This window comes from Micromonospora sp. WMMA1976 (assembly GCF_027497335.1).
GTDB lineage: Bacteria > Actinomycetota > Actinomycetes > Mycobacteriales > Micromonosporaceae > Micromonospora > Micromonospora aurantiaca.
Genome location: NZ_CP114912.1, coordinates 5,924,711 through 5,950,960, shown reverse-complemented (window position 1 = coordinate 5,950,960; position 26,250 = coordinate 5,924,711). Strand labels below are relative to the sequence as shown.

Below are 26,250 nucleotides of genomic sequence, written 5' to 3'. Positions count from 1 at the left end.
ATAGCGTGAAGGCCCGGGCACCCGAGGAGGCGGCCGATGCTCATCGCCCAGCTCAGCGACCCGCACGTGACCACCGGCCCGCTCGCGGCCGACCCGGCGTCCGGGCTGCACCGGGCGCTCGGCACGGTGCTCGCGCTGCGGCCCCGGCCCGACTGCGTGGTGATCACCGGTGATCTCACCGCCAACGGCCGCCCGGACGAATACCTCGCCCTGCGCGAGATCGTCGGCGCGTTCCCGCTGCCTGTGCACCTGGTGACCGGCAACCACGACGACCGCGAGTCGCTGCTCGACACGTTCGGCGGCACCCCCTACCTGGCCGGTGGCTTCTCGGCGCACTACCACGTCGACCTGCCGGACGCGACGCTCGTGGTGCTCGACTCGCTCACCCCGGGCAGCCCCGGCGGGCGGCTCGGCGACGAGCAGCTCGCCTGGCTGGACGGGGTGCTCGCCGGGCGCACCGACGCGCCCGCCGTCGTGTGCCTGCACCATCCGCCGGTCGCCGTGGGCGTGCCGGGCATGGACGCGATGGGCCTCGCCGACGCCGACGCGCTCGCCGCCGTGGTCGGCCGTCACCCCCATGTCGTACGCGTCGCCGCGGGTCACCTGCACCGTCAGGTGACGAGCGCGTTCGCCGGTACGGTGCTGACCACCGCGCCGAGCACCTGGATCCAGGTGAGCCTCAGCATGACCGAGGAGGAGGAGCCGGGGTTCGTCGCCGAGCCCACAGCCTTCCTGCTGCACCTGATCGCCGGCGGCGGCTGCGTGACGCACACCGTCCAGGTCAGCCACGCCGCCGGGCGCACCTGCTGGTTCTGAGTCGCGCCGCCGATGCTCTGGTACGTCGCGTACGGCTCGAACCTGTACGCCGCGCGGCTCGACTGGTATCTGCGTGGCGGGTGTCCACCGGGCGGGCTGCGCACGTACCCCGGCTGCCGGGACCGCCGGCCGCCACGCCGGACGGTTCCGGTGCTGATTGACGGCGGCGTCTACTTCGCCGGCGAGTCGCGGGCCTGGACCGGCGGCATGGCGTTCTACGACCCGCTGCTGCCCGGGCGGGCGGCGGCGCGCGGCTACCTGGTGACAGTCGAGCAGTTCGCGGACATCGCCGCGCAGGAGATGTACCGGCCGCCCGGCGCCGACCTGGCCGGGATCCTCGCGGCGGTCGAGACCGGGCGGGCGAGGCTCGGGCCGGGCCGCTACGAGACGCTGCTGCGCGTCGGCGTCCACGAGGGCCTGCCGATGCTCACGTTCACCGCGCCGCACCGGGCGGTGGAGGTGCGGTGGACCCGGCCCGCGCCGATCTACCTCGGAATGCTGGCGCGCGGGCTGCGCGAGGCGCACGGCTGGGACGCCGCGCAGACCGTCGGCTACCTGGCGGGCCGGCCGGGGGTGGCCGGGCGGTGGACCCGGCACGCGTTGCGCAGGCTGGTCGCCGCCGCCCACAGCGGGTTTCCAACCGGCACACCCGGCAGTGAGTCGAGTTCGGACAGTTCGCTCGATATGCCGGGCCGTCGTACATGAACGACCGTTCGGTCCGCGATGGGTGTCCGGCAGGAGGTGATTCCGGCAAGGACGGTTGCCAGCGCAACGAATTCCGCGTGACATGAGCGTCGGCGCCGGCTCCCTGTCCCTGGGAGCCGGCGCCTTCGACGGCGGCGGGCACCGGCAGCGTGCGCCGCGCGGAATTTCACCTGACCGTCATGTCCGACTCGTCCGGCAGACCGGTGCGGGCCGCCCGAGGCAGCGACGATTCCTGATGCCACCCCGTTCGACCTGGCGGCCGGTGGATGAGAAGCTACCCCGGCGGGGCGGCGTTCCCCCGAGTACCGCCCTCCGCGATCGACACCTGTCACGGCACGGACCAGGGTCGCCGGGCGCACCATCGCCCGGACGCCACATACCGGCATCTCACGAGGAGTTCCATGTCCGTCACCGGGATGCGACGCCGGGCCGCCGTCGGCCTGGCCGCACTCGCCGCGACCGCGTTCACCGCTGTCGCCGTCACCCCCGACCAGGCCGAGGCCCGCCCGAAGCCGGTCGACGTCCAGTTGCTCGCGATCAACGACTTCCACGGCAACCTGGAGCCGCCGACCGGTTCCAGCGGCAGCATCGACGGCCAACTGGCCGGTGGCGCGGAATACCTGGCCAGCCACCTGAAGTCGATGCGCGCCGAGGCCAAGAAGCAGGGCAAGGGCACCGTCACCGTCGCCGCCGGTGACCTGATCGGCGCCTCGCCGCTGCTGTCCGCCGCGTTCCACGACGAGCCCACCATCGAGGAGATGAACCTCGCCGGGCTGGAGTTCGCGAGCGTCGGCAACCACGAGTTCGACGAGGGCGCGGCCGAGCTGCTGCGCATGCAGCGCGGCGGCTGCCACCCGGTGGACGGCTGCGCCGACGGCACCCCGTTCGGCGGCGCCAAGTTCTCGTACCTCTCGGCGAACGCCTTCAAGACCTCCACCGGCCTGCCGCTGATGCAGCCGTTCGGCATCAAGATTGTCAAGGGTGTCCCGATCGGCTTCATCGGGATGACGCTTGAGGGCACCCCGAACATCGTCAGCCAGCAGGGCGTCGCCGGGCTGCGGTTCACCGACGAGGCCGACACCGCCAACAAGTACGCCAAGATCCTGCGCCTGCTCGGGGTCAAGAGCATCGTCGTGCTGCTGCACGAGGGCGGCGTGCAGAACGGCGGCGGCATCAACGACTGCACCGGCTTCAGCGGCCCGATCGTCGACATCGCCAACCGGATGGACCCGTCCATCGACGTGATCGTCAGCGGGCACACCCACGCCGCGTACAACTGCAACATCAACAACAAGCTGGTCACCAGCGCCAGCTCGTTCGGCCGCCTGGTCACCCAGATCGACCTGAAGATCGACCCGCGTACCCGCGACGTGGTGAGCGCATCCGCCAACAACGTGGTGGTCACCCGGGACGTCAAGCCGGACCAGCCCTCGACCGACCTGATCAACCGGTACAAGACCGCGCTCGGCCCGGTGGCCGACCGGGTCGTCGGCGAGACCACCGCCGCGATCACCAAGACCCAGGAGAACCTGTACCAGACCGGGGTCGACGTCAACGGCAAGCCGACGTACCAGACCGGTGAGTCGCCGCTGGGCAACGTGATCGCCGACGCGCAACTCGCCGCCACCGACACCGAGCAGAACGCGGTCGCCGCGTTCATGAACCCCGGTGGCGTCCGCGCCGACCTCGACGCCGGCCCGGTCACCTACGCCGAGGCGTTCACCGTGCAGCCGTTCGCCAACAACCTGGTGACGCTCGACCTGACCGGCGCGCAGCTCTACTGCATGCTGGAGCAGCAGTTCACGGTGGCGCGCGTGCTCTACGCGTCCTCGACCGTCAACTACGTCGTCGACGTCAACGGCACCACCGCGCCGGCCGGCACCCCGTGCGCCGGCACCCGCGTGGTCCGGGGCAGCCTCACCATCAACGGCACCCCGGTGACTGACACCGCCACCTACCGGGTCACCGTGAACAACTTCCTCGCCGGTGGCGGCGACGGCTTCAGCGTCCTGACCGGCGGCACCAACGCGGTGACCGGCCAGATCGACCTGGACGCCTTCACCGCGTACCTGACCGAGAAGTCGCCGGTCTCCCCGCCGGCGCTGGACCGGATCCGCACGACCACCGAGGTCGCGGCCGGCTGACGGCCGACCGCACCGCCGACGGGCCCCGGAGCGTTCGCTCCGGGGCCCGTTCGCGTGTCAGCCGACCCGGGCCGGCTCGGGTGCCTCGGTGGCCGTCAGGCGGCCGTCCTGTGCGGCGGTGAGCAGCGGACGCAGCGACAGCGCGAGCACCGAGGCGGCCAGGCAGCCGCCCACCACCACAGCCACCCAGACCCGGCCGTTCGCCGCGCCGATCAGCGGGCCGGCGGTGACCGGGCCGACCACACCGCTGATTCCGAAGATCATCGAGCTCATCGCGTTGTACCGGCCGCGAAGCTCGTCGGTGGCGAGCGCGTTGGTGAGCGCGGGCATGACCGGCGACAGCATCGTCTCGCCGAACCCGAAGATCGCCGAGCAGGCCACCACGCCGAGCGCCGCGAGCACCGCGTTGCCGCTGCCCACCACCCCCGCCGCGCCGAGCACCAGCCACGCGCCGGCGAAGACAGCGCCGACGGTGGCGAGTGCACGGGTACGGCTGCGCCCCTCCAGCCGCCGGATCACCAGCAACTGGGAGAGCACGATCATCACGGTGTTCGCGGCCAGCGCCCACGCCACCACCCGGGGCGTCACCTCGACCACCCGGACCGAGTACGCCGCGAAGCCCACCTCGATCTGCGCGTACCCGCAGGTGGTGAGCACCAGGCCGAAGACGACCAGGCGGCGGAACGGCCGGTCCCGCAGCACCGTGAGGTAGCCGCCGGTCCTCCGGTCGTCAGCCTTCGCGCCGGCGGCCACGGCCGGAAGGCGTCCGACGTGCGGCAGCGTGAGCAGGATCAGCGCGGGGGTCAGGTAGCTCACCGCGTCCAGCAGGTAGATCACCTCGAAGGTGAACGGACGGGCCACGTCGACCACCGCGCCGGAGATCAGGCCGCCGGTGCCGATACCAAGGTTGAGCAGCGCGAAGTTGAGCCCGAAGACGCGCTGCCGCTCGCCGTCGTCGGTCAGCGAGGCGAGGATCGTGTTCTGCCCGGCCCAGATCGCCGAGCTGCCGACGGCGATCAGCGTCATCACGCCGAACGCCGACGCGGTCGAGTCGACGAGCGCCAGCGAGCCGGTGCCGATCGCCTCGATCACCAGGCAGGGCAGCACCACCCGGCGCGCGCCGAACCGGTCGATGAACGTGCCGGCCAGCGGCGAGAGAGCCAGCGTGACAGCGCCGAACCAGCCGATCACCAACCCGGCCCGGGTGTCGGTCAGGCCGCGTACGTCGGTGAGGTAGATGAACAGGAACGGCAGGGTGAGGCCGCGCCCGACAGCGGAGAACAACGTGCCGAGCAGGATCCGGCGGGCTTCGGGACGGGCGGGCAGGGCGCGGCGCAGCATGGCAGGGATTCTGTTCGGCGGGTACGACGACCGCGACCCGTTTACCCCTTACACACGCGGTCGCCGGGCCGGAGGGTGAGCGAGCACACGTGCTCTGCCATGCTGACCCGGTGACGACGACCTGGCGGCACCTGCCCGCTCCGGCTCGCGAGATCGCCGAGACGGCCACCGACGCGGTGAGCGCCGCGCAGGCCCACGACGCCGAGGCGTACGCCCCGGCCGTCGAGCGGCTGGCCGCCGCCGACCGGTCCGGGCTGGTGCTCGGCGGCGTGGTCCGGCTGCTGCTGGAGGAGGGGCACCCGGACGGACTCGACGGCGACGACGTACGGCAGGTGCTCGAGCAGTGCGTCCGGTCGGCGGCGACCTGGTGGCCCGACGTCGACCCGCACGTGCTGCTGGTGCTGCTGGCCGGAGCGCTCGGCGTCTACGACCCGGGTGACGACGAGAACCCGCCCGACCCGGCGGCGATCGCCCGGCACGCGCCGCTGCTGGTGGCCGACCTGCTGTCGGTCAACGGGCGGCCGTTCGCCGAGTACCTGACGGCCGCGTTCGCCGAGGTGGCGCGGACGGAGATGCACGACTGACGGTCCTTGTCGGCGCGCGGCCCGGCGGTGGGCCCGCTCACGGGCTGGCGGCCAGGAAGACGAACGCGGCGAGCAGCACCAGGTGCACGCCGCCCTGGAGCACAGTCGCCCGGCCCGGCACGACGGTGAGCACCGCCGTCACCGCGGTCAGCGCCAGCAACGTCATCTGGGTGCCGCCCAGGCCCAGCACCAGCGGCCCGTCCAGCCAGATCGAGGCGATCGCGATGGCCGGGATGGTCAGGCCGATGCTGGCCATCGCCGAGCCGAGCGCGAGGTTGAGGCTGATCTGCACCCGGTCCCGCCGGGCCGCCCGGGCCGCGGCGAGCGTCTCCGGCAGCAGCACCAGCAGCGCGATGACCACACCGACGAACGCCTGCGGCAGGTTCGCCGCGCTGACCGCCGTCTCGATCGCCGGGGAGATCGTCTTCGCGTCGCCGACCACCGCGACGAGCGCCACCACCAGCAGCGCCAGGCTGGCCAGCGCGGTACGGGTGGACGGCGGCTCGGCGTGCCCGTCGCCGGTCCTGTCCTCGGCGAGGATGCTGCCCTCCTGCGTGACCGGGAGGAAGTAGTCGCGGTGCCGGCCGGTCTGCACCATGACGAACAGCAGGTAGAGCGCGAGCGAGGCGACCGCCGCGAAGGCGAGCTGCGCGGGGGAGAACTCCGGGCCCGGCCGGCTCGTGGTGAACGTCGGCACCACCATGCTGAGCGTGGCGAGCGTGGCCACCGTGGCGAGCGCCCCGCCGGTGCCCTCCGGATTGAAGACCGCCACCTTTCGCCGCAGCGCGCCGAGTAGCAGCGACAGGCCGAGGATGCCGTTACAGGTGATCATGACGGCGGCGAAGACGGTGTCCCGCGCGAGCGCCTGCGTCTTGTCGCCACCGCTGATCATCAGTGTGACGATCAGACCGACTTCGATCACGGTGACCGCCACCGCGAGCACGAGTGACCCGTACGGTTCACCGACCTTGTGGGCGACCACCTCGGCGTGGTGGACAGCCGCCAGTACGGCCGCCGCGAGCAGGCCCGCCACCACGAAGATGAGCGGGCCGGGCAGCTCCCGTCCCCAGGTCATCACGAGCACGAGCACGGCGACCAGGGGCGCGACGGTGGTCCAATCGGTCAGGCGGGATCGGATCATCGGCGGCATGCGCATACTTTGCCAGGCAGCGGGGTCAACCGCGCGTGGCGGGGTGGCTTCGGGCAGTCCTGTGGATCTATTCGATCGACGCCGGTTGCCCCAGGTGGGTGGGCAGGTCACGGAGGTTCGCGATCACCGGTCCGATCCAGCCCGGATCGGTGTCCTGGTGTTCGGTGGTCCGGAGCACCGTCATGCCGGCCGCCGCCGCACCGGCCAGCTCGCCGTCCGCGCCGTCGCCCACGTACACGCAGTCGGCCGGCGCGACGCCCAGCCGCTGCGCGGCGGCGCGGTAGATCGCCGGATCCGGCTTCGCCAGCCCGGCCTCGCAGGAGAACACCGTGACGTCGAACCGCCGTGCGAGCGGGCCGCCCGGCCACACCTCGGCCGTCTCCGAGGTGGCGTTGCTGATCAGGGCCAGCCGGTGCCCGCGCTGCCGCAGCGCGTCGAGCACGTCCAGGGTTTCGGCCGGGACGCGGCCCAGCACCCGGTGGGCGAGCGCCAGCCGGTGCGCGGCGGCGCGGGCCACCTGCTCATCCGTGGGCGAACCACCGAGGCGCCCGGCGAGGATGCGGACGGTCTCCGCCGCGTTCCAGCGGACGAGGCGGTCCCGCCAGGTCGCGTGGTACGCGGCGACGAGCGCCGCCGGATCCACCCCGACGACGAGCGCCATCTCGCCGACCACCCGGTCCCGCTCGTCGTCGGCGCCGTGGACCAGGGTGTGGAAGAGGTCGAAGACGACCGGCCGTGGCATGGCGGGATCCTACTGCGACGGTGACCGGTGCCGGGGAAACGCGGAGGGCACATCCGAAGCCCTTGATGCCACTGACCGCTGTTGCCGGTTGTCATCCTGTGCCCCTCAGCTCGGAGACCACTCAATCTGTTGTCACGTGTCGCGCTGACGCGGTACGTGCGGTGCCTTCTCGCTGCCTCCGCGAGTGGGCGCCAGGGATCGAAGTACAGATCCGGCATGTGACGACCCGGCTGCGCCTCACTTCCACCACCCTCGTGGGGTAGGAGCTTTGCCCTCCACCGTCTGGCTGGCTTGCAGTCGGGCCAACTCGGTCAACGCCCTTGCAGTCTGTGCCTGCGCCGCTGCCTTGGCCATCTCAACCCATACCCGCGCCAACGCGAGGTCTGCATGTGCGAGTGTTGCATATGCCGCCATTTCATCAGGTTTGTCCACGCCTGGATGGACGTGGGATCGTCGATCATCGACGGCTTGCGCGCGAGCCCAGGCGTCGGTCAGGTACTTGCCGATCTTCTCCTCGAAGTCTTCATCGGAGATCACGTACTGCTCCATTCCTCGTAGACGACGGGATGCGAAGGCAGGTCAGCAAGCGGAGGCGGCCTCTGCCCCTCTGGGCGCCTTCGTTCGCTGCCAAGTCTTGGAGGCTAGCCAGCTGGGCCGAGGAAACAGGTCAGCCGACACGCCAACGACACTGGCGCGCCCATGCAGGCCGTGGCACTTCGCAGCGGCTGGGTAGGGGGCTTGTGCCAGCCAGGAGCGGGTACAGAGATGGAAGCGGCGAGAGTCTAGACAAGCATCCGATGCGAAAAGGTCGGACCTGGCAGGTACCGTTACAAGCACCCCCCCGAGAGGAGTAGTGCGATGCTTACCGCAAGTGACGCACGCGACATCCAAGTGGTGGAGCTGACCCCAGACGAGGAGCACGAGTACATCCAGAGAGAGTCCCGCCGCCTGCTGGGCATGGACGTCGAAGAGTTTCGGCAGCGCTGGGAAGCCGGCGAGTTTCGCGACAATGACGACCCGAAGGTGACTCAGGTGGCTATGCTGCTGCCTGATGCCCGGTAGCACCCCTCATGCCGCGTTCAGCGCGTTCGTCACTCCAATGACGGACGCGCTGAACTGTGTCGTCCACCCGCGTCTGGCCGTCTCTCCAGGCGGTCAAACGCTGATCAACCAGAAGCACAACCTCTACCTCACGGGCCATCAGCGCGAGACGGATGGCTTCCTGCGGCTTCCCCGCACGGACCTTGAGTTCCGCGCCCGCATGTTCTACATGATCATTGAGGATCCGCGGGAGGACTACGGTCCCTACCGCGTTACCACTCGTGGTTACGACTACTCGGTTCGCAAGACGGACGGGGCGGCCGTCATCGACTACCACTGGCACCCCGTGGGCCTCTCGCACGAGAAGCGACCCCATATCCACCTCGGGTCATCGCAGCTGCGACCCGACGCTGTGCTGTCGAATAAGCAGCACATTCTGAGTGGTCGCGTAACGCTTGAGTCCGTAGTGCGTGACCTCATCGGCCTGGGCGTGCCGCCCCGCTTCGAGGACTACGCCGCCCTCCTCGACCTGTGCGAGGCCCCGCACCTGCTTCATCGGACCTGGACGAACGACTACGAGCAAGAGACTGGCCAGTCCATCCCGGAGTGATTGCGGCCCACCTGCTCGTCGCGTCGCTCACCGTCGGCCCAGGACCGCCCCAGCCAGCGGCTGGCTGTACAGCCACCTTCTGATCCGTAGCTCCGGGCGATGCGATCTCTCGTGGCCGCGCCCGACCTCCCACAGCTCCTGGTCGTCGCGTGGCAGCTCGTGCGGCTTGCTCGGTTGCTGTACTTCGCTGCTGTACTGCTGCGGCTGCTCCCCGTCGTCGGGTAGTGCTGGGCGGCCCGCATGTTGGACCGAGCAGCTTGATCGGCGCTGGCCTTCGCCGCTGAACCTGCTTCGATTACTGCTCGGCGAGGGAAGCCCCGAACGCATACCATCTTCCTCGGATGGCCAGCGATGTTCCTAACTTAGGAAGTCACGAACTGGCCGGCGGACTGTGCCGCTGCCCCCGTTCGTCGTCCAGGCGCTGACCGACCATCGGCAGTCCTTCGAAACGGGCGCCGACGGGTTGATCTTCGTCGCCCGGACTGGCGAGCCGCTGAAGCGGGGAACGTTTCGGGCTCGGATCTGGAAGCCCTCCCTGCAACGCGCCGGCCTGCCACTCGGGCTCCGGTTCCATGACCTGCGGCACTCCTACGCGACGTGGCTCGTCTCCGACGGGGTACCGATCAACGACGTAGCCAAGGTGATGGGACACGAGCAGACGTCGACGACTCTGGGCCGGTACACGCACTCGACCCTGGACCGGGATCGCAGGGTGCTCGCGTCGTTTGCTGCCTTCTCGCTGCCTCTGCTGGAGCAATGATCGGCGGGAACGAATCAAGGCCCCTCCGTGGAGGGGCCTTGACCTTTACTTACCTCTGGTCGGGGTGGCCGGATTCGAACCGACGACCTCTTCGTCCCGAACGAAGCGCGCTACCAAGCTGCGCCACACCCCGAGGCGTGCCGACAAATAGTAGCCCACCCGCCCGCACGGTCAAACTCGGTACCCCCCGCCCCGCGTACCCGGCAGATCTTGGTACGGATCGGCCCTCCGAGGGGCGGTCGCGTACCAAGATCTGCCGGGGGGTCAGCGGGGGATCAAGGTGAGGATGCTGGCCTCCGGGGGGCAGGCGAAGCGGATGGGGGCGGTGGGGTGGGTGCCTAGGCCGGCGGAGACGTGCAGCCAGGAGTCCGAGCCGGGCCAGCGGTGCAGTCCGCGCGCCATCGAGCGGGGCAGCCCGCAGTTGGTCACCAGGGCGCCGTACCCGGGCACGCAGACCTGGCCGCCGTGGGTGTGGCCGGCGAGCAGCAGACCGAAGCCGTCGGCGGCCATCCGGTCCAGCACGATCGGCTCGGGGGAGTGGGACACCGCGATCGACAGCGCCGCGTCGCCACTGACCCGGCCGGCCACGGCGTCGTAGTCGTCGCGTTCGATGTGCGGGTCGTCCACGCCGACCAGTTCGATCTCCCGCCCGCCTGCTTTGAGCATGGTGCGGGCGTTGTTCAGGTCGGCCCAGCCGGCGCCGGTGAGGATGTCGCGCAGTTCCTCGTACGGCAGCGGCACGCCCTCGGTGTACTCCCGGTCGGGCAGGAAGTAGGTGAAGGGGTTCTTGAAGACCGGACCGGTGTAGTCGTTGGAGCCGAAGACGAACGCGCCGGGCAGATCGAGCAGCGGCTGCAGGGCGCGCAGCACGCCCGGCACCGACTCCGGGTGCGCCATGTTGTCGCCGGTGACCACGACCAGGTCGGGGTCGAGCGCGGCCAGTGAGGCCACCCAGTCCTGCTTGCGTCGCTGGCCGGGCATCATGTGCAGGTCGGACAGGTGCAGCACCCGCAGCGGTTCGGCGTCGGTCGGGAGCACCGGCACGTCGTACCGGCGGAGGGTGAACATGTTGCGCTCGACGAGCGACGCGTACGCCAGGGTGGCCGCGCCGGCGGCGACGGTTCCGGCCGCGAGCCGGAATAGTGTGCGCTTTCGCATGGCGTTCAGGGTAGTTTCACCGTCCATGAGCACGCTGAAGGACCGTCTCACCGCCGACATGCGCGCCGCTCTCAAGGCGCGCGACGAGCTGACCACCTCCACGCTGCGGATGGCCCTGGCCGCCGTGGGCAACGCCGAGGTCGCCGGCCGGGAAAAGCGCGAGCTCAGCGACGACGAGGTGCTCGCCGTGCTGACCAAGGAGGCGAAGAAGCGCCGCGAGGCGGCGGTGGCGTTCGCCGACGCCGGGCGCGCCGAGCAAGCCGGCAAGGAGACCGCCGAGGGTGAGGTGCTGGAGCGCTACCTGCCCAAGCAGCTCTCCGACGAGGAGCTGGCCGAGCTGGTCTCGGGGGCGCTCACCGCGGGCGGCTTCACCGGCAAGGCGCAGATGGGCCCGGCGATGAAGGCGGCCCAGGGCGCGGTGGCCGGCCGGGCCGAGGGTGGTCGGGTCGCCGCGGAGGTACGCCGCCAGCTCGGCCTCTGACCCGGGCTCCGGTAGCGCGGAAACGACGACGGCCACCTCCCGGGGAGGTGGCCGTCGCTGTCTGCTGTCCGGGATCAGTTCCCCGGGCGTCCCGGTCTGCCGTTACCCCCGCCCGGCCCACCCGGCCGGTCCGGTGTCGCGGTGCCGCCCTGCTCCGGGGTGCCCGTGCCCTGGCCGGAGCTGACCTCGATCATCACCACGCCACCCTTGATGGTGCGCCCGTCCGGGCTGGTGCCGGCCGCGGTGCCGGCCGGGCACTCCGACGGCACCTTGTTGCTGGAGACCACCGGCTCGAAGCCGGCACCCTTCAGCCGGGACTTCGCGGTGTCGATCGACTCGCACTTGACGCCGGGGATGGAGCGCTGGTCACCCAGGACGATCTTGCCGCTGGGCGGCGTGAAGTTCTTCCGCTCCTTGCCCTTCATGGCGTCGCGCAGCGTCTGGTAGACCGCCGGGTTGATGCCCTGGGGCGTCTCGTCGTGGCCCATCTTCTGGTTGGTCTGCGGCCAGTCCGGGTCAGCCATGATGCCGGCCACCGCGTACTGCTTGGTCATCGCGACCAGGGCCGAGGTGCGGTCGGAGTCGGTGGTGCCGGACTTGCCGGCCACCGGCGCGTCGACGATGTTGCGGACGTTGCCGGCGGTGGCGGGGCCGCACTTGGTGGTGGAGGAGCGGTCACCGACCGGGCAGCGCGCGGCGTCCACGGCGGCGCGGGCCACCTCGGTGCTGACGCGCTGCTCGCAGCGCGGGTTGGCGACGTCCAGCTTCTCGCCGTCCGGGCCGCGGATCTCCTGCACCGGGATCGGCTCGCAGTACTTGCCGTCGGCGGCGAGCGTGGCGTACGCGTTCGCCAGCTCCAGCGGCGTGGTCTGGGAGACGCCGAGGCTGAACGCGCCCCACTGGTGCGGGTTGGCGGCGAGCTGCGCGTCGCTCGACGAGCGGAACGTGATGCCGAGCTTCTGCGCGGCCTTCACCACGTTCTCCGCGCCGACCCGCTGCTGGAGGTCGATGAAGAAGGTGTTGACCGAGTAGCCGAAGCCACTCCACATGTTGTGCATGCCGGCCATCGCCGGGTTGGCGTTCTTCGGGCAGTACTTGCTGGTGCCCGGGCAGGCGGCGGGCGAGTTGAACTCGACCGGGTAGTCCGACTTGAACACCGGCTGCGCGTTGATGGGGTAGCTGAGCGGGTAGCCCTTCTCCAGCGCGGCCACCAGCGTGAAGATCTTGAAGGTCGAGCCGGCCTGGTAGCCGGCGATGCCGGGACCACCGGTGACCAGCGGGTTCACCGTGTTGGGGTAGTTGCCGCGGATCTTCTTCTTGGCCTTGGCCGGGTCGCTGGAGATCTTGTTCTGCGGGTCGGCCGGGTCGTCGAGCTTGAAGTTCCGGTTCACCGCCACGGCGCGCACCCGGCCGGTGCCCGGCTCGACCGCGGCCACCATGCGGGCCGCCTTGCTGCTCTCGCCGAGCTTGTTGCGGACGGCCTTGTCGGCGCCCTTCTGGGCCTGGACGTCCAGGGTGGAGATGATGGTGTAGCCGCCGCTCTTGAGCCGCCGCTCACGGTCGTACGACGTGGCGCCGAACGTCTCCTGCTGCAGCCACCAGCGGTAGAGGTAGTCGCAGAAGAAGCCCCAGGAGCGGGTGGTGGTCTGGGTGCAGCCGTTCGGGGTGCGCTTGCCCTTGACCACGAGCTTGATCTTCTTGGCGGCGTCCGCCTCCTGCTGGGTGATCGCGCCGATCTGCACCATGTTCTGGATGACGTAGTCGCGCCGGCCGACCGCCTCCGGGTAGCCCGACTTGGTGGTCGGGTCGAACGAGGTGGGGGCCTTCACCATGCCGGCGAGCATCGCCGACTCCTGGATGTCGAGCTTGCTCGGCGGCTTGTTGAAGTAGACCTGGCTGGCCGCCCAGATGCCGTACGCGCCGTTGCCGAACGCGGCGATGTTCAGGTAGCGCCGGAGGATCTCGTCCTTGGAGAGCTCCTTGTCGACCTGGAGCGCCAGGCTCATCTCGCGCAGCTTGCGACCGCTGGTGTCCTCGGTCGCGGCGACCACGTCGGCCGGGTGCGTGGCCGAGTAGGAGATGGCCAGCCGGACGTACTGCATGGTGAGCGTCGACGCTCCCTGCCGGGACGAGCCGGCGGCCTGGTTGTTGACGAAGGCGCGCGCCACACCGTTGATGTCCACGCCGTTGTGCTTGTAGAAGTCGTGGTCCTCGGCCGCGATGATGGCCTTCTTCATGTACGGCGAGATGTCCTCGAACTTGACGTCCTTGCGGTTCTCGTCGTACATCGTGGCCAGCACGGTCTTGCCGTCGGCCGCGAGCAGCTTGGTGATCTGCGGCGCCCGGGCGACTGTCAGCTCCTTGGGCAGCGCCTCGAACGTCTCCGCCCCCGCCTTCGCGGCCAGGCCCGACATCGCCGCCACGGGGAAGGCCGCCGCAGCGACCACCACTCCGGCCAACAGGCCGCAGATCAGCAGCGATGCGGCGTTGGTCAGCACGTTGTGGTCACGTTTCCGCATCCAGGTCACCTCGACAGGGTACGCGAGTAGGGAATGGCGGGCGCGCGGGGAACTTTCCCCATTTCCTGCACGCGCCGGCCTCGTTGTGCTAAACGCACGAGCCCTGGTCCGAGGTTGCGTGGGATCCGGCGGAAGTCTCGCCGAACTCCGGGAGCGGCGCAGCGTTTTCACGTAGTCGGGCGGGGTAGTCGCGGGGCGAAAGCCCGGGAAGCCGGGAGTGTCCGGAATGATGGATTTCGCCGACAACGTTGCGTAATCGGGCGACTACACAGCATGATGGTGGCGGCGACCGCAGCCATGAGTCGTTCGTGCCGCCCTGGGGAGGCCGGGGCGAACGACCGGGGGGATGTACGACGGCTGCTCGCGCGAAGTCGGTAGGTACTGCAAGGGGGGACGTGTACAGATGGGCATGATCACTGACTGGCCGTCACTGGCGGCGTGTCAGAACGGAGACCCGGACGCGTTGTTCGTACAGGGCGCCGAACAGAACGTGGCGAAGAGGATCTGCCGGAGCTGCCCAGTTCGGTACGAGTGCCTGGCCGACGCGCTCGACAACCGGATCGAGTTCGGCGTGTGGGGTGGCATGACCGAGCGCGAGCGCCGGGCGTTGCTGCGCCGTCACCCGCAGGTCACCAGCTGGCGCAAGATGTTCGAGGCGGCCATGAAGAAGAACGCCAAGGAGAAGGCCGGCAAGGACAAGGTCCTGGTCACCACGGCCACCTGACCGCACCCGTCAGCTCCGGCTGATCGCCTCGCCGATCGTCCGCAGCCCGTCGACGTCGTGCACGTCGGCGGGTTGCGCCGTCACCGACACCGCCGGCACCGCCGGGAACGCCTCGGTGAACCGGGCCGCCACCTGCTCCTCGCGTACCGCCTGCTGAGCCAGCGCGGCGTGCGCGCGCAACACCTCGACGGTGCCCTCGTGCCCACCCACGCCGGCCAGCCGCTCCGCGGCGGCCAGGCTCTCCGCCGCGGACAGGTCCGCGGCCGGCCGGTGCACCCGGTTGAGTACCAGCCCGGCCAGCGGCATCCGCTCCTCACGCAGGCGGCCGGCGAAGTAGGCGGCCTCCCGGACCGCGTCCGGCTCCGGCGTCGCGACCAGCAGGAACGCCGTCTCCCGGGCCTGCAGGATCCGGTACGTCTGCTCGGCGCGCTGCCGGAACCCGCCGAACATCGAGTCGAGGGCGGCAACGAAGCCGGACAGGTCGGTGAGCAGCTGGGCGCCGATCACCTTCTGCACCACCTTGGAGAACATCCCGAAGCTGGCGGTGACCAGGCTGAACATGCTCCGCCCGCCGCTGCGTGCCGGAGCCAGCAGCAGCCGCAGCATCCGGCCGTCGAGGAACCGGGACAGCCGGGCCGGTGCGTCCAGGAAGTCGAGCGCGGACCGCGACGGCGGCGTGTCCACCACGATCAGGTCCCACTCGCCCCGGGCGTGCAACTGGCCCAGCTTCTCCATCGCCATGTATTCCTGCGTGCCGGCGAAGGTGGAACTCATGGCCTGGTAGAAGGGGTTCGCGAAGATCTCCGCGGCCTTCGCCGGGTCGGTGTGCTGGAGCACCACGTCGTCGAACGTGCGCTTCATGTCGAGCATCATGGCGTGCAGTTCGCCGCCGCCGGCCTCGACGTCGATGCCCTTTACCTGCCGGGGTGTGTTGTCCAGTTCGGTCAGGCCGAGCGACTGGGCCAGCCGCCGGGCCGGGTCGATGGTGAGCACCACCGTCCGCCGGCCGTGCCGCTCGGCCGCCCGCAGCGCCAGCGCCGCGGCGGTGGTCGTCTTGCCCACGCCGCCCGCCCCGCAGCAGACCACGATCCGTACGCCGTCGTCGGCGAGGATCTGGTCGACGTCAAGCGGAGGCGCCGCGTCTTCGGAAGGCACCAATCGAGCGTATCGGTCCCGAGGGCCTCTCTGCTCCGTGCCGGCCGCAGGTGTGAGTCAATCCGCCCGGACGAGGGCCTCGGCGAGCGTCTCCAGCCCGGCCCGGTCGACCCCCTCGGGCAGCAGCGGCAACTCGACCAGAGGCAGGCCCAGATCCACCAGGTCACCCCGCAGGGAGTCCTCCAGCTCACGGCGTACCTGCTGGTCACGTGCCTCCTCGACGAGCCCGGCCACGGTCGGGCCGTCGGCCGGCAGGCCGGCGGCGGCCAGCCCGCGCTTCAGCTCGGCCGCCGTCACCGCGCGTCCGGCCGGCACCGGCGGGCGGACGCCGTTGACGATCACGCGGCCGACCGGGAAACCGAGCTGGGTCAGCTCCGCGACCGCGTCGAGCGTCTCCTGGACCGGCATCTCCTCCAGCAGCGTGACCACGTGCACAGCGGTCATCGGGGACCGGAGCAGCGCGGAGACACCCTCGCTCTGGGTCTTGATCGGGCCGACCTTCGCCAGCCGGGCGGTCTCCGCCGTCACGTTCAGGAAGCGGCCGATCCGCCCGGTCGGCGGCGCGTCCAGCACCACCGCGTCGTACGTCCGGCGCGACCCGCTGGTGCGGGTGGTCGCCTCCTTGACCTTGCCGGTGAGCAGCACGTCGCGCAGGCCCGGCGCGATCGTGGTGGCGAAGTCGATCGCGCCGAGCTTGCGCAGCGCCCGGCCGGCCGCGCCGAGCTTGTAGAACATGTCCAGGTATTCGAGGAGCGCCTCCTCGGCGTCCACCGCCAACGCCCGCACCTCACCGCCGCCGGGCGCGTCGGCGAGGTGCCGTTCCTCGTACGGCAGCGGGTCGGTGCCGAAGAGCTGGGCGATGCCCTGCCGGCCCTCCACCTCGACCAGCAGGGTGCGCCGGCCCCCGGCGGCCAGGCCGAGGGCCAGCGCGGCGGCCACGCTGGTCTTTCCGGTGCCGCCCTTGCCGGTCACCACGTGCAGGCGGGCCGGCCATCTGCCGGCGGACTCGGCCGGCTGCTCACTAGCTGCCACCCGTCGAGCCTAACCAGCCGTTGGGACCAGCCCTGTCCGGCCGGCGGGATCAGCCGACCTCACAGACCCACCAACCCGTCTTCCGCACCACTGTGAAACGCAGCGCCTGCTCGGCGACCTTCTCGTCGGCGGTGGTCATGGTCACCCGCGCGGACACGGTTGCCCGGTCCCCGGTCTGGTTGTCGACCGTCGGGGTGGGCCAGCGGAAACGGGGGTTCTGGTACTGGGAGACGTACTCCCGTACCTCGGTGACCTTGGCGGCGATCTTCTCGTCGTCACGGGCCGCCGAGCAGACGAACGCGGCCGCCTTCTCGGAGTCGCGCTCCTGGTAGACGGCCTTGAGGAAGCCGTCCACGGCTACCTGCGGTTCTTTCGCGCCCTGGCCGTCCTCGCTGTTGCGTAACGCGAGGAACGCGGCAGTGCCCCCACCGCCGCAGAGCAGGACCGCGGCGGCCAGCACCAGCGAGACGATCAGCACCGCCGGTCGCTTTCGCGGCGGGGTGTCGGACGGGTACGGCGGCGGACCGGCTGCGGGTGCGGGTGCGGATCCCGGCGGCGCGCCGCCGGCGGGCGGCGGTTGCGGATTCGGGTCGCCGGGCGTGCCGGTGTCGCCACCGGCGGGCGGTTGGGTCATCTGTCTCCCCCGGGGTTGCGGCTCCCGTCGCCGCCCCAGGCGACGGGCACGGGTCGAGGTGTGCGGGCGCGCGTCGGCGCGCGTCCAGTCCGGAAGGGTATCGGTCGGCGGTGCGCTTGCCAGCCCCGCGTACGCGCCCCGCCGGGCGGACACGGCTAGCGCGTTCCCGACCACCCTTGTGTCGCAAATGTGACTGGAGGTGACGAGGAGTGCGCGTCCCGTTGCCGGGACTTGTCGCAGGATCTACGTTCGTCCCCGACGCGGAGAGCCGGGCCGGGGACGGCTCCGAGCCGGATGGCGGTGTTTGTTGAACAGGTACGACGCCCGGAGGCGACGGATGCGTGACGCGGAGAACAGTCCCCGAGGCCAGTTCCCCGGTGACCGGGCCGGACGGCCGGGTGAGGCCGAGGTGCCGGGTGCGCCGTTCAACGAGCGCTCCTACGGCCCGCCGGCCGAGGCGGTCCGGACGCTGCCCCGATCCGGCGGGAAGGGGCGGGACGAGGACGAGCCCGGCTACGTCATCCACCTCCAGGTCCGGGTACCCGACCTGGACGCGGCCACCGCGCTCGCCGGCACCGTGGCCACCTCGCTGGGCTTCCTGGTGGAGCTGGACGCGGGCGAGACCACCGTCTCCACCGCCGACGACCAGAACAACAGGCACCGGGTCTTCTGCGACCTACTGCTGCCCGACCGCAGCCGGTGCCCGCAGCGCTTCGAGCACGAGGGCCCGTGCGGCGAGCCGCCACCGGCACCGGAGCCGCGTCCCGCGTCCTGGTGACCGCGGCGGACCGTAGGCTGTGCCTGACCGAAGTCCAAGTCAGGCAAGGGAGCCCTCCTCCGATGCAGAAGTGGGAATACGCCACGGTGCCGCTGCTGGTCCACGCGACCAAGCAGATCCTCGACAACTGGGGCGAGGACGGCTGGGAACTGGTCTCCGTGGTCCCCGGCCCGAACCCGGAGCAGCTCGTCGCGTACCTGAAGCGTCCGAAGGGCTGACCCCGATGAGCAACGGACCCCACGCGAAGCTCGCCGAGCTCGGCCTCGAACTGCCCGAGGTGGTGCCGCCGGTGGCCAGCTACGTGCCGGCCGTTCAGTCCGGGCAGCACGTCTACGTGTCGGGCCAGCTGCCGATGGCCGAGGGCAAGCTGCTCGCCACCGGCAAGGTCGGCAACGGCGTCTCGGCCGAGCAGGCCAAGGACCTGGCGGAGCGGTGCGCGCTGAACGCGCTCGCCGCGATCGACGCGCTGGTCGGGCTGGAGAACGTGGTGAAGGTGGTGAAGCTGACCGGCTTCGTGGCCAGCGCACCCGGCTTCACCGGCCAGCCCGGCGTGATCAACGGTGCCTCCGACCTGTTCGGCGCCGTGTTCGGCGAGGCCGGCCGTCACGCCCGCAGCGCCGTCGGCGTGGCCGAGCTCCCCCTAGACGCCCCGGTAGAGGTAGAGGTCATCGTCGAGGTCGCGTAACGCTGAAGCCCGCGATCTTGCGGTTGTGGCCCCGGCAGAAGCCCCAGACGGGGACAAAGCTCGGGCCGGAACTGCAAGATCGCGGGGAGCGGCGGGCGGAGTCGTACGATCGCAGCCATGGGTGGGCGTATGGCCGGTGCGGCGGGGGCGCTTGCGGACGGGCTGCCGGGGTGGGTGACGCTGCTGCGTGCGCCGAACCCGGGGCCGATGACGCTCGACGGGACCAACACCTGGGTGCTGCGGGCCGGGCCGGACGCGCCCGCCGTCGTGGTCGACCCGGGGCCCGCCGACGAGGGGCACCTGGCCGCGATCGCGGCGCAGGGACGCATCGGATGCGTGCTGATCACGCACGGGCACGCCGACCACACCGAGGGCGCGCCCCGGTTGCGCGAGCTGCTCGACGGCGTACCGGTGCTCGCCGCCGACCCGGCGCACACCGCCGGAGGCGAGCCGCTCACCGCCGACACCACCATCGACGTGGGGCTGGACCTGCGCCTGCTGCCCACCCCCGGGCACACCGCCGACTCGGTCTGCCTGGTCGCCGCACACGACGGCGAGCACGTGGTGCTGACCGGTGACACCATCCTCGGCCGGGGCACCACAGTGGTCGCCCACCCGGACGGGCACCTCGGCGACTATCTGTCGAGCCTGGAGCTGCTCTCCGCGTACCGGGGGATCCCGGCGCTGCCGGGCCACGGCCCGGCGCTCGCCGACTGCGGTGTGGCGGCCGACTTCTACCTGGCCCACCGGCGGGCCCGGCTGGACCAGGTGCGTGCCGCAGTCGCCGCGGGCGCCACCACCGCCGCCGAGGTGGTCGCAGTGGTCTACGCCGACGTCGACAGGTCGCTGTGGTGGGCCGCCGAGTGGTCGGTCCGGGCCCAGCTCGAACACCTCGGAGTGGAGCAGCCGTGACCTGCCCGGTGTGCGGAACCGTAGCCGTGCCCGGGGCGCGGTTCTGCCACAACTGCGGGGCGGCGCTCCCGGCCGCTGCCACCCTGCCCGCCGCCGAGCGCCGCGTGGTGACTGTGCTCTTCGGCGACCTGTCCGACTTCACCTCCTGGTCGGAGGACCTTGACCCGGAACGGGTCGGCGCGGTCACCGACCGGGTGCTGGCCGCCCTCGCGGGTGCGGTCAAGACGTTCGGCGGGCACGTCGACAAGCTCACCGGCGACGGCATCATGGCGGTCTTCGGCGCGCCCGTGGCGCACGAGGACGACGCCGAGCGGGCGGTCCGCGCCGCGCTGTCCATGCAGCGCGCGGTGCGGCGGGTGCTCGACGACGAGCGCGGCGGCGGCGCGCCGCTGGGCCTGCGCGTCGGCCTCAACACCGGGGACGTGATCGCGGGCATCCAGGCGGCGATCGAGTACACGGTCATCGGCGACACGGTGAACACCGCCGCCCGGCTGGCCGACGCCGCCGCCGTCGGCGCGGTCTACGCCGGGGCGCGCACCTCCGCCGCCACCCGGCACGTCGCCTCCTGGCGGGCGCTGCGCCCGCTGCGGCTCAAGGGCAAGCGGGAACCGGTCGAGGCGTACGAGCTGCTGGGCCTGCTCGACGCGCCCGGCACCCGGTCCGGCCTCGGTGACGAGGCGCCGTTCGTGGGCCGGGAGACCGAGATCGGCCGGGTCGCCGGCCGGCTCGCCGAGGTGATCGACAGGGGCGAGCCCCGGGTGCTGCTGATGACCGCCGAGGCGGGGATCGGCAAGTCCCGGTTCGCGGCCGAGGTGGAACGCCTCGCCGCCGGCTACGACGTCGGCGCCGGGCGGTACGCGGCGCACACCGGCGCCCGCGTCCTCTCGGTGCGCTGCGCGGCGTTCGGCGAACGGCGCCGGCTGGCCCCGCTGGCCGACCTGGTCCGGGCCGCAGTCGGCCTGCCCGGCGACGCGGCCACCGCGGTCACCCGGCCGGCCGTCGAGGAGCGGCTGCGCCGCCTCGGCCAGCGCCTGTCCCGGCTCCCCGGCGACCCGCCGCCGATCGCCGTGGATCAGCTCCTGGCCCTGCTCGGGTACGCCGAACTCCCGCCCGCCAGCGAGAACGGCGAGTGGAACGCGGCCGGACCCCCGCCCGACGACGAGGCGGTGCCCACCGCCGTGGCGGACCTGCTCAGCGCGCTCGCCGGTGAGGCGCCGCTGGTGATCGTGGTGGACGACCTGCACGACGCCACCGCCGAGACGCTCAAGGCGCTGGCGCTGACCCTCAACCGGCTCAGCGGGCCGGTGCTGGTGCTGCTGCTCGGCCGCCCCGAGCTGGTACGGACCGCCGGTGCGCTGACCCGCGTCGCGGACGCCGAGGTGCACGCGCTGCCACCGCTGCGCGGCGCTGACGCGTCCCGGCTGCTCACCAGCTACCTGTCCGGTGGCCGGATGCCGCAGACCGACGCGGACCGGCTGCTCGCCACCGCGCAGGGCAACCCGTTCTATCTGGCCGAACTGGTCACGCTGCTGATGGAGCGCGGTGCGCTCACCGCCGGGCCGGGCCGGGGCTCCGACGTCGGCTGGCGGCTCGCCCCCGGCTCGCTCGGCAGCCGGCTGCTCTCCCGGGACCTGGCCGCGGTGCTCGCCGCGCGTATCGACGCGCTGCCGCCCAACGCCCGTTCGGCGTTGCGGGACGCCGCGGTGGTGGGCGACACCGTGCCGGCGGGGGCGCTGGAGGCGCTGCGGGAGCAGCGGGTCGGGCAGGACGGGCGGCCCGCCGCGGTGGCCGCCGTCGAGCTGGACCGGGCGGTGGAGGAACTGCTGCAACGGCGCATGCTGCACCGCACCCGCAGCGGGTTCGCCTTCGCCACCCCGCTGATGCGGGAGGCCGCGTACGCCGGGGTGAGCAAGGCCGAGCTGGCCGAGCGGCACGCGGCGCTGGCCCGCTGGGCCGCGCCGGAGAGCGTCGACGAGACCGGCGGCGCACCCGGTGGCGCGTTCACCGAGGCCGCCCGGGACGACTTCGTCGCCGAGCACGTGGAGCGGGCCACCGCGCTCGCCGACGCGGTCAAGCTGCGCCCGGACGCGCCGGCCCGGGCGGTCACCCCGCTGGGCGTGGCCGCGCTGGGCCGGGCCGCCCGCCGGTCGCTGCGGTCGGGGGAGCCGGCTCTCGCCGTCGAGTACGCCGAACGCGCGGCCGAGCTGGCCCGCGACGGGGTGCCCGCGGCCGACCGGGTGGTGCACGCCCGGGCGCTGCTCCAGGTCGGTCGCCCGGCCGACGCGCTGGCCTTCGCCGAGAAGATCGCCGCGAACACCGGCGACCCGGCCACCCGTACCGCCGCGCTGCTGCTCGCCGGGCAGGCCCAGCAGACCCTCGGTGACGCCGAGCGGGCCGAGTGCAACTGGCAGGAGGCGTTGCAGGTGGCGACCGACGCCGACCTGCCCACGCTGCGGGCCTCGGCGATGCGGCGGCTCGGCATGGCCGACTTCATCGCCGGCCGGCTCGGGCAGGCGAGCAGCCGGCTGGCCGCGTCCTACCAGGTCAGTCTCGCCGCGCGGGATCTCCGCGGGCAGGCGTGGTCGTTGCAGAACCTGGCCTGGGTGACCACCACCCGGGGCGACTTCGCCGGGACCGACGCGGTGCTCGGCCGAGCCGCCCGGCTCTTCGCCGAGCTGAAGGACCCGTACGGGCGGGCCTGGCTGCGCGGCACCACCGCGTTCGCCCGGCTGCTCGCCGGCCGGCTGCGGGAGGCGTGCCGGATGGCGCGGGTGTTCCTGCCGTTCGGCGAGCGGGTCGGCGAGGCGTGGGCGGTGGGGACGCTGCGCGCGGTCGAGGCGTACGCCACCGCCGAGCTCGGCGACCTGGCCGAGGCGGACCGGGCGGCGCGGCGTGCGTACCGGGACTTCGCCGAGGTGGGCGACGACTGGGGGCAGGGCTTCGCGCTCGTGGTGCGCGGGGTGGTGGCGCGCGGGCTGGGCGAGCCGGAACACGCGGCCGACCTGTTCACCGACGCGCTGGAGTACGCCGACCGCACCACCCACCCGCTGCTCACCGGCATGGCCGGCACGCTGCGCGGCTTCGTGGCGCTGGACATGGGCGACCACGAGACCGCCGAGCGGGAGGCGCGGTCGGTGCTGACCCGGGTGGAGCCGCACAACCCGCAGGCGCCGGCCCAGGTCGCGCCGCGGGTGCTGCTCGCCATGGCCCGCCTCGCGGCGGGTGACCCGGGCACCGCCGTGGGGCTGCTCGCCCCGGTGGCGACCGGCGCGGCGAACGCGCCCTCGCTGCTGTTCTCCCGGCGGCAGACGATGGCCCGGTACGCCGCCGCGCTGCTCGCACACGGCCAGCGCGAACAGGCGCTCGACTGGGCGCAGCGGTCCATCACCGCCCCGGCGGAGGACGTCCGCAGCCAGGTGGTGGCGCTGCTCGTGCTGGCCGAGGCGCTTGACGCCTGCGGTCGGCGGGCCGAGGCGCTGACGCACGCGGAGGAGGCGGTACGCCTCGCGTACGTCACCGAGCAGCGCAGTGAGCGGATCGTCGCGGACGCCTTGCGGGTGCGCCTCTCCAGCGGCTGATCGCCCGTGTTCTGACGGTTCCGGGGATGTGTTCGTCGGTGGAGCCGGTTAGCGTGGGGCGGCCACAGTCGTGGATCGACTGTGGCCGCCCGGTGCGCGCCCGCGTCACCGGCGCTCATGCTGGGGAGGAACGATGAGGCTGCCGCGCTCGGGCGCCGGCTGGACGATCGCGGTCTTCGGGCTCCTCGCGCTGCTGCTCGGCGCGCTCGGTCTGATCTGGCCGGAGACGCAGCTGCGCCTGCTCGGCTTCGAGGTGCCGGCCGAGCGCGCTCCGGGCGACTACACCGGCACGTTCCTCACCGCGTCCTCGATGGCCTCGTTCAACATGGGGGTCTACTACCTGCTCGCCGTCGCCACCGAGTGGCGGCCGTTCTACCGGTTCACCGTGTGGTTCCGCCTGGTCACCTTCACCGTGTTCACCATCGCGGTGCTCTCCGACGTCGCGCCGGACCGCTTCTTCGCGGTCGCCGCGTGGGAGGGCCTGGGCGCGCTCGCCACGGCAGCCGGCCTGTGGTGGGACGCACGCCGGGCGGCTCCCGCCGGTGCCGTGTCCGCGCCGGAGCCGGCGCCGGCCACCGACGCGGCGCGCTGACGGGTCCGGATCGTTGGGTATTTTCGAGTCGTGACCGAGACCCCGCCCGGCGCCCTGCGGCTGCCCATCGTGCCCGGTCTGACCGATCTGCAGGTGTTCGCCCGGGGCGGCTACGCCACCATCTACCGGGCCACCCAGATCTCGGTGGGACGCGAGGTCGCGGTCAAGATCGAGAACCGCACACTGGACAGCGAACGCGACCAGGCCCGCTTCCTGCGCGAGGCCCGTGCGGCCGGGCGGATGTCGTCGCACCCGCACGTGGTCGACCTGTTCGACGTCGGGGTCACCGTCGACCAGCACCCCTACCTCATCATGGAGCTGTGCGACGGCTCGTACGCCGAGCGGATGCGCACCTCCCCGCTGGGTCCGGCGGAGACCCGCGACCTCGGCGTGAAGATCGCCGACGCGCTGGCGCACTCGCACGCGGCGGGCGTCCTGCACCGCGACGTCAAGCCGGCGAACATCCTGCACTCCGAGTTCAACTCGGCGGTCCTGGCCGACTTCGGCCTGGCGGTGCTCGCCGAGTTCCGCGACTCCTCGGTGATGCTGGAGGCGCTCACCCCGGCGTACGCGCCGCCGGAGACGTTCAACCACAGCCCGCCCACGCCTGCCGTCGACGTCTACTCGCTGTGCGCCACGCTCTACGCGCTGATGTACGGCCGTCCGCCGCGCTGGCACTCCGAACGCAACCCGAGTCTGGTGACCGTGCTGGAGATGTTCCAGCAGCCGATCCCGGGTCTGCCCGGTGTGCCCGGCGAGCTGATCGACGTACTCCGGCTGGGCATGTCGAACGACCCGGGCGCGCGGCCCTCGGCGGTCGAGCTGCGCGGCCTGCTCGCCTCGCTGCCGCTCGACGGCGCCCCGGCGACCGGCGGCCGGTACGACGACGGCATCGGCGACCGGTTCCACCGCACCGGTGGGCCGAACCCGCGACCGCCCGCGGACGACGACCACCCGACGGTGGCCTCGCGTGGCCGGCGCTGGCCCAAACGCTGGTTCCTCGGCGGTGCCGGCGTGCTGGCGCTTGCGGCCTCGGCCGGCGGTGGCTGGGTGGCCGGCGGCCACGCTCCGGCCGCCTCGCCGACGCCGACGGCCAGCGGGGTGGCCGGGGTGGCGCCGGTACCGGGATGCGCGTCCGCCGACGTGCGGCTGCCCGCCGGGGCGCGCTGCGCGACGGAACTGGAGTGCTTCGGTCCGGTACGGCTGCGCCGCGACCGGGCCGAGGCGAGCCGGGTGCCGTGCGACGGCCAGCACACCTGGGAGACCTACGCCGCCGGTGACCTGCCGGCCGCGCTCGCCGGGGCCCGGCACGAGACGGTCGCGGCCGACCCGGCCGTCGGCAGGGTGTGCAACGCCGACACGTTCCGGCTGGTCAGCGGCGGCAAGTCGGCGAGCGGGTGGAACCTGGAGGTGCTGCCGCCGGAGGCCGAGGCGGACCGCACCTACCGCTGTCTGGCCGGCCGGGGCGTCAACGCGCTCGCCGGTCCCACGCTCACCGGTCGCTGAGCCCGTTCACGGTCCGGCTCTGCCGCACCGACCGCGGGTCGAGCGTCTCCAGCGTGTCGGCGTCCACCGCCGTCGGCGCACGCATGCCGCGTACCACGCGCGGGTCCAGCGTCTCCAGCGTGTCCGCGTCGATCGGCTGACCCGCCGGGGTGCGCAGGTTCCGCACCGCGCGCGGATCGATCGCCTCCAGCGTGTCGGCGTCCACTCCGTACCCCTGGTGGGGGACCGGCCAGGTCTCGGCCTGCGGGGCGGACCCGCCGGTGCCGCCGGGCTGACGCGCGGCGGTGATCGTCACTCCCGTGATCATGGCGAGCAGCACGCAGACCAGGGCCAGCACGACCGACAGGATGCCGGGCGGACGCCACACGGCGAGGGTCACCACCGCCGCCACCGTCGCCAGGGACGCGACGACGGCCTTCGCCCGCGCATCGGGCTTCGGGAACGATCTCACCCGACAAGCATGGCCCAGCGCGTCCACCTGTCAACCGGCGGGATGAGACAGCTTCCCGTCATTGAGGCTCCACTTCGGAGTCGCAGGTAGCGACGATCGAGAAAAAATCGTTACATCATCTGGTTGTTTGCCGTATCGATCCATGTTTGGGG

26 protein-coding genes and 1 tRNA gene are annotated in these 26,250 nt (G+C 72.1%); 16 read left to right on the top strand and 11 right to left on the bottom strand.

The window, feature by feature from the left end:
- Positions 1 to 36 precede the first annotated feature (36 nt).
- The 3 genes from O7546_RS27500 to O7546_RS27490 all read left to right on the top strand — a co-directional run bounded on the left by O7546_RS27500 (position 37) and on the right by O7546_RS27490 (position 3,665).
- Positions 37 to 816, top strand: a complete 780-nt coding sequence (locus tag O7546_RS27500; RefSeq protein WP_194803320.1) for a phosphodiesterase — start codon at positions 37 to 39, stop codon at positions 814 to 816.
- 12 nt (positions 817 to 828) lie between these two features.
- The gene (locus O7546_RS27495) at positions 829 to 1,521 is read left to right on the top strand and encodes a histone deacetylase (RefSeq protein ID WP_281600204.1); all 693 of its coding nucleotides are present in this window, start codon (positions 829 to 831) and stop codon (positions 1,519 to 1,521) included.
- 401 nt (positions 1,522 to 1,922) lie between these two features.
- The gene (locus O7546_RS27490) at positions 1,923 to 3,665 is read left to right on the top strand and encodes a bifunctional metallophosphatase/5'-nucleotidase (protein ID WP_194803322.1); all 1,743 of its coding nucleotides are present in this window, start codon (positions 1,923 to 1,925) and stop codon (positions 3,663 to 3,665) included.
- Between the two features lie 57 nt (positions 3,666 to 3,722).
- Here O7546_RS27490 and O7546_RS27485 read toward each other — a convergent pair whose 3' ends face one another.
- Positions 3,723 to 5,006: an MFS transporter gene (locus tag O7546_RS27485; protein WP_194803323.1), complete on the bottom strand. Its 1,284-nt coding sequence runs from the start codon at positions 5,004 to 5,006 to the stop codon at positions 3,723 to 3,725.
- A gap of 110 nt (positions 5,007 to 5,116) precedes the next feature.
- On the opposite strand from O7546_RS27485, the gene O7546_RS27480 reads away from it, so the two are divergent.
- On the top strand, positions 5,117 to 5,590 hold the full coding sequence (locus tag O7546_RS27480; RefSeq protein WP_269697788.1) for a hypothetical protein: 474 nt from the start codon (positions 5,117 to 5,119) through the stop codon (positions 5,588 to 5,590).
- A gap of 37 nt (positions 5,591 to 5,627) precedes the next feature.
- Here O7546_RS27480 and O7546_RS27475 read toward each other — a convergent pair whose 3' ends face one another.
- The 3 genes from O7546_RS27475 to O7546_RS27465 form a co-directional block, all read right to left on the bottom strand.
- Positions 5,628 to 6,731 carry an ionic transporter y4hA gene (locus O7546_RS27475; protein WP_228533023.1) on the bottom strand — a complete coding sequence of 368 codons (1,104 nt, stop codon included), beginning with the start codon at positions 6,729 to 6,731 and terminating at the stop codon, positions 5,628 to 5,630.
- A gap of 76 nt (positions 6,732 to 6,807) precedes the next feature.
- Positions 6,808 to 7,482: an HAD-IA family hydrolase gene (locus O7546_RS27470; protein ID WP_194803326.1), complete on the bottom strand. Its 675-nt coding sequence runs from the start codon at positions 7,480 to 7,482 to the stop codon at positions 6,808 to 6,810.
- Positions 7,483 to 7,719: 237 nt separating this feature from the next.
- Positions 7,720 to 8,031, bottom strand: coding sequence for a hypothetical protein (locus tag O7546_RS27465; protein WP_281600203.1), 312 nt, complete (start codon positions 8,029 to 8,031; stop codon positions 7,720 to 7,722).
- A 309-nt stretch (positions 8,032 to 8,340) separates the two neighbouring features.
- On the opposite strand from O7546_RS27465, the gene O7546_RS27460 reads away from it, so the two are divergent.
- The 3 genes from O7546_RS27460 (at position 8,341) to O7546_RS27450 (ending at position 9,893) form a co-directional block, all read left to right on the top strand.
- Positions 8,341 to 8,544 carry a hypothetical protein gene (locus O7546_RS27460; RefSeq protein ID WP_194801995.1) on the top strand — a complete coding sequence of 68 codons (204 nt, stop codon included), beginning with the start codon at positions 8,341 to 8,343 and terminating at the stop codon, positions 8,542 to 8,544.
- Entirely contained in the window at positions 8,534 to 9,133 is a 600-nt protein-coding gene (locus tag O7546_RS27455) for a hypothetical protein (RefSeq protein ID WP_194801994.1), read from the top strand. The genes O7546_RS27460 and O7546_RS27455 overlap by 11 nt, the downstream gene beginning before the upstream one ends.
- A 391-nt stretch (positions 9,134 to 9,524) precedes the next feature.
- Complete coding sequence (locus O7546_RS27450; RefSeq protein ID WP_281600202.1) at positions 9,525 to 9,893, top strand: tyrosine-type recombinase/integrase; 369 nt, start codon at positions 9,525 to 9,527, stop codon at positions 9,891 to 9,893.
- A 56-nt stretch (positions 9,894 to 9,949) separates the two neighbouring features.
- Here O7546_RS27450 and O7546_RS27445 read toward each other — a convergent pair.
- Together O7546_RS27445 and O7546_RS27440 are read right to left on the bottom strand one after the other, a co-directional pair.
- A tRNA-Pro gene (locus O7546_RS27445) sits at positions 9,950 to 10,026 on the bottom strand.
- A 131-nt stretch (positions 10,027 to 10,157) separates the two neighbouring features.
- The gene (locus O7546_RS27440) at positions 10,158 to 11,051 is read right to left on the bottom strand and encodes a metallophosphoesterase (protein WP_281600201.1); all 894 of its coding nucleotides are present in this window, start codon (positions 11,049 to 11,051) and stop codon (positions 10,158 to 10,160) included.
- Between the two features lie 25 nt (positions 11,052 to 11,076).
- Between O7546_RS27440 and O7546_RS27435 the strand changes: the two genes are divergently transcribed.
- Positions 11,077 to 11,532, top strand: coding sequence for a GatB/YqeY domain-containing protein (locus O7546_RS27435; RefSeq protein ID WP_194801991.1), 456 nt, complete (start codon positions 11,077 to 11,079; stop codon positions 11,530 to 11,532).
- A 74-nt stretch (positions 11,533 to 11,606) separates the two neighbouring features.
- Here the strand turns inward: O7546_RS27435 and O7546_RS27430 are convergent, their stop codons facing one another.
- Positions 11,607 to 14,051, bottom strand: coding sequence for a transglycosylase domain-containing protein (locus O7546_RS27430; RefSeq protein ID WP_194801990.1), 2,445 nt, complete (start codon positions 14,049 to 14,051; stop codon positions 11,607 to 11,609).
- Between the two features lie 403 nt (positions 14,052 to 14,454).
- On the opposite strand from O7546_RS27430, the gene O7546_RS27425 reads away from it, so the two are divergent.
- On the top strand, positions 14,455 to 14,775 hold the full coding sequence (locus O7546_RS27425; RefSeq protein ID WP_043327856.1) for a WhiB family transcriptional regulator: 321 nt from the start codon (positions 14,455 to 14,457) through the stop codon (positions 14,773 to 14,775).
- A 9-nt stretch (positions 14,776 to 14,784) separates the two neighbouring features.
- Here O7546_RS27425 and O7546_RS27420 read toward each other — a convergent pair whose 3' ends face one another.
- From O7546_RS27420 to O7546_RS27410, 3 genes are read right to left on the bottom strand one after another with little or no spacing between them, the layout of a single operon-like run.
- On the bottom strand, positions 14,785 to 15,933 hold the full coding sequence (locus O7546_RS27420; RefSeq protein ID WP_194801989.1) for an ArsA-related P-loop ATPase: 1,149 nt from the start codon (positions 15,931 to 15,933) through the stop codon (positions 14,785 to 14,787).
- A 54-nt stretch (positions 15,934 to 15,987) separates the two neighbouring features.
- Entirely contained in the window at positions 15,988 to 16,962 is a 975-nt protein-coding gene (locus O7546_RS27415) for an ArsA-related P-loop ATPase (protein WP_216930613.1), read from the bottom strand.
- Positions 16,963 to 17,011: 49 nt separating this feature from the next.
- Positions 17,012 to 17,596 carry a hypothetical protein gene (locus O7546_RS27410; protein WP_281600200.1) on the bottom strand — a complete coding sequence of 195 codons (585 nt, stop codon included), beginning with the start codon at positions 17,594 to 17,596 and terminating at the stop codon, positions 17,012 to 17,014.
- Positions 17,597 to 17,933: 337 nt separating this feature from the next.
- On the opposite strand from O7546_RS27410, the gene O7546_RS27405 reads away from it, so the two are divergent.
- The 7 genes from O7546_RS27405 (at position 17,934) to O7546_RS27375 (ending at position 25,647) form a co-directional block, all read left to right on the top strand.
- Complete coding sequence (locus O7546_RS27405; RefSeq protein ID WP_194801986.1) at positions 17,934 to 18,374, top strand: hypothetical protein; 441 nt, start codon at positions 17,934 to 17,936, stop codon at positions 18,372 to 18,374.
- A gap of 62 nt (positions 18,375 to 18,436) precedes the next feature.
- Positions 18,437 to 18,592: a DUF4177 domain-containing protein gene (locus O7546_RS27400; RefSeq protein WP_013289021.1), complete on the top strand. Its 156-nt coding sequence runs from the start codon at positions 18,437 to 18,439 to the stop codon at positions 18,590 to 18,592.
- Positions 18,593 to 18,597: 5 nt separating this feature from the next.
- Complete coding sequence (locus O7546_RS27395) at positions 18,598 to 19,059, top strand: RidA family protein (RefSeq protein WP_135242382.1); 462 nt, start codon at positions 18,598 to 18,600, stop codon at positions 19,057 to 19,059.
- Positions 19,060 to 19,188: 129 nt separating this feature from the next.
- The gene (locus O7546_RS27390) at positions 19,189 to 19,971 is read left to right on the top strand and encodes an MBL fold metallo-hydrolase (RefSeq protein WP_194802013.1); all 783 of its coding nucleotides are present in this window, start codon (positions 19,189 to 19,191) and stop codon (positions 19,969 to 19,971) included.
- Positions 19,968 to 23,549 (top strand): adenylate/guanylate cyclase domain-containing protein, encoded by a 3,582-nt coding sequence (locus tag O7546_RS27385; RefSeq protein ID WP_194801985.1) that lies wholly within the window; start codon positions 19,968 to 19,970, stop codon positions 23,547 to 23,549. Before O7546_RS27390 ends, O7546_RS27385 begins: the two co-directional genes overlap by 4 nt.
- A gap of 133 nt (positions 23,550 to 23,682) precedes the next feature.
- Positions 23,683 to 24,141 carry a hypothetical protein gene (locus tag O7546_RS27380; protein ID WP_194801984.1) on the top strand — a complete coding sequence of 153 codons (459 nt, stop codon included), beginning with the start codon at positions 23,683 to 23,685 and terminating at the stop codon, positions 24,139 to 24,141.
- A 30-nt stretch (positions 24,142 to 24,171) separates the two neighbouring features.
- On the top strand, positions 24,172 to 25,647 hold the full coding sequence (locus tag O7546_RS27375) for a serine/threonine-protein kinase (protein ID WP_194801983.1): 1,476 nt from the start codon (positions 24,172 to 24,174) through the stop codon (positions 25,645 to 25,647).
- Here O7546_RS27375 and O7546_RS27370 read toward each other — a convergent pair.
- The gene (locus O7546_RS27370; protein ID WP_194801982.1) at positions 25,634 to 26,098 is read right to left on the bottom strand and encodes a hypothetical protein; all 465 of its coding nucleotides are present in this window, start codon (positions 26,096 to 26,098) and stop codon (positions 25,634 to 25,636) included. The two genes, O7546_RS27375 and O7546_RS27370, sit on opposite strands and share 14 nt — an antisense overlap.
- Between the last annotated feature and the right edge of the window lie 152 nt (positions 26,099 to 26,250).

Excerpts from the sequence above, each read along its gene's own strand:
- O7546_RS27500 (WP_194803320.1), top strand. The coding sequence starts at position 37 with ATGCTCATCGCCCAGCTCAGCGACCCGCACGTGACCACCGGCCCGCTC.
- O7546_RS27495 (WP_281600204.1), top strand. The coding sequence starts at position 829 with ATGCTCTGGTACGTCGCGTACGGCTCGAACCTGTACGCCGCGCGGCTC.
- O7546_RS27490 (WP_194803322.1), top strand. The coding sequence starts at position 1,923 with ATGTCCGTCACCGGGATGCGACGCCGGGCCGCCGTCGGCCTGGCCGCA.
- O7546_RS27485 (WP_194803323.1), bottom strand. The coding sequence starts at position 5,006 with ATGCTGCGCCGCGCCCTGCCCGCCCGTCCCGAAGCCCGCCGGATCCTG.
- O7546_RS27475 (WP_228533023.1), bottom strand. The coding sequence starts at position 6,731 with ATGATCCGATCCCGCCTGACCGATTGGACCACCGTCGCGCCCCTGGTC.
- O7546_RS27470 (WP_194803326.1), bottom strand. The coding sequence starts at position 7,482 with ATGCCACGGCCGGTCGTCTTCGACCTCTTCCACACCCTGGTCCACGGC.
- O7546_RS27465 (WP_281600203.1), bottom strand. The coding sequence starts at position 8,031 with ATGGAGCAGTACGTGATCTCCGATGAAGACTTCGAGGAGAAGATCGGC.
- O7546_RS27460 (WP_194801995.1), top strand. The coding sequence starts at position 8,341 with ATGCTTACCGCAAGTGACGCACGCGACATCCAAGTGGTGGAGCTGACC.
- O7546_RS27455 (WP_194801994.1), top strand. The coding sequence starts at position 8,534 with ATGCCCGGTAGCACCCCTCATGCCGCGTTCAGCGCGTTCGTCACTCCA.
- O7546_RS27440 (WP_281600201.1), bottom strand. The coding sequence starts at position 11,051 with ATGCGAAAGCGCACACTATTCCGGCTCGCGGCCGGAACCGTCGCCGCC.
- O7546_RS27435 (WP_194801991.1), top strand. The coding sequence starts at position 11,077 with ATGAGCACGCTGAAGGACCGTCTCACCGCCGACATGCGCGCCGCTCTC.
- O7546_RS27430 (WP_194801990.1), bottom strand. The coding sequence starts at position 14,051 with ATGCGGAAACGTGACCACAACGTGCTGACCAACGCCGCATCGCTGCTG.
- O7546_RS27425 (WP_043327856.1), top strand. The coding sequence starts at position 14,455 with ATGGGCATGATCACTGACTGGCCGTCACTGGCGGCGTGTCAGAACGGA.
- O7546_RS27410 (WP_281600200.1), bottom strand. The coding sequence starts at position 17,596 with ATGACCCAACCGCCCGCCGGTGGCGACACCGGCACGCCCGGCGACCCG.
- O7546_RS27405 (WP_194801986.1), top strand. The coding sequence starts at position 17,934 with ATGCGTGACGCGGAGAACAGTCCCCGAGGCCAGTTCCCCGGTGACCGG.
- O7546_RS27400 (WP_013289021.1), top strand. The coding sequence starts at position 18,437 with ATGCAGAAGTGGGAATACGCCACGGTGCCGCTGCTGGTCCACGCGACC.
- O7546_RS27395 (WP_135242382.1), top strand. The coding sequence starts at position 18,598 with ATGAGCAACGGACCCCACGCGAAGCTCGCCGAGCTCGGCCTCGAACTG.
- O7546_RS27390 (WP_194802013.1), top strand. The coding sequence starts at position 19,189 with ATGGCCGGTGCGGCGGGGGCGCTTGCGGACGGGCTGCCGGGGTGGGTG.
- O7546_RS27380 (WP_194801984.1), top strand. The coding sequence starts at position 23,683 with ATGAGGCTGCCGCGCTCGGGCGCCGGCTGGACGATCGCGGTCTTCGGG.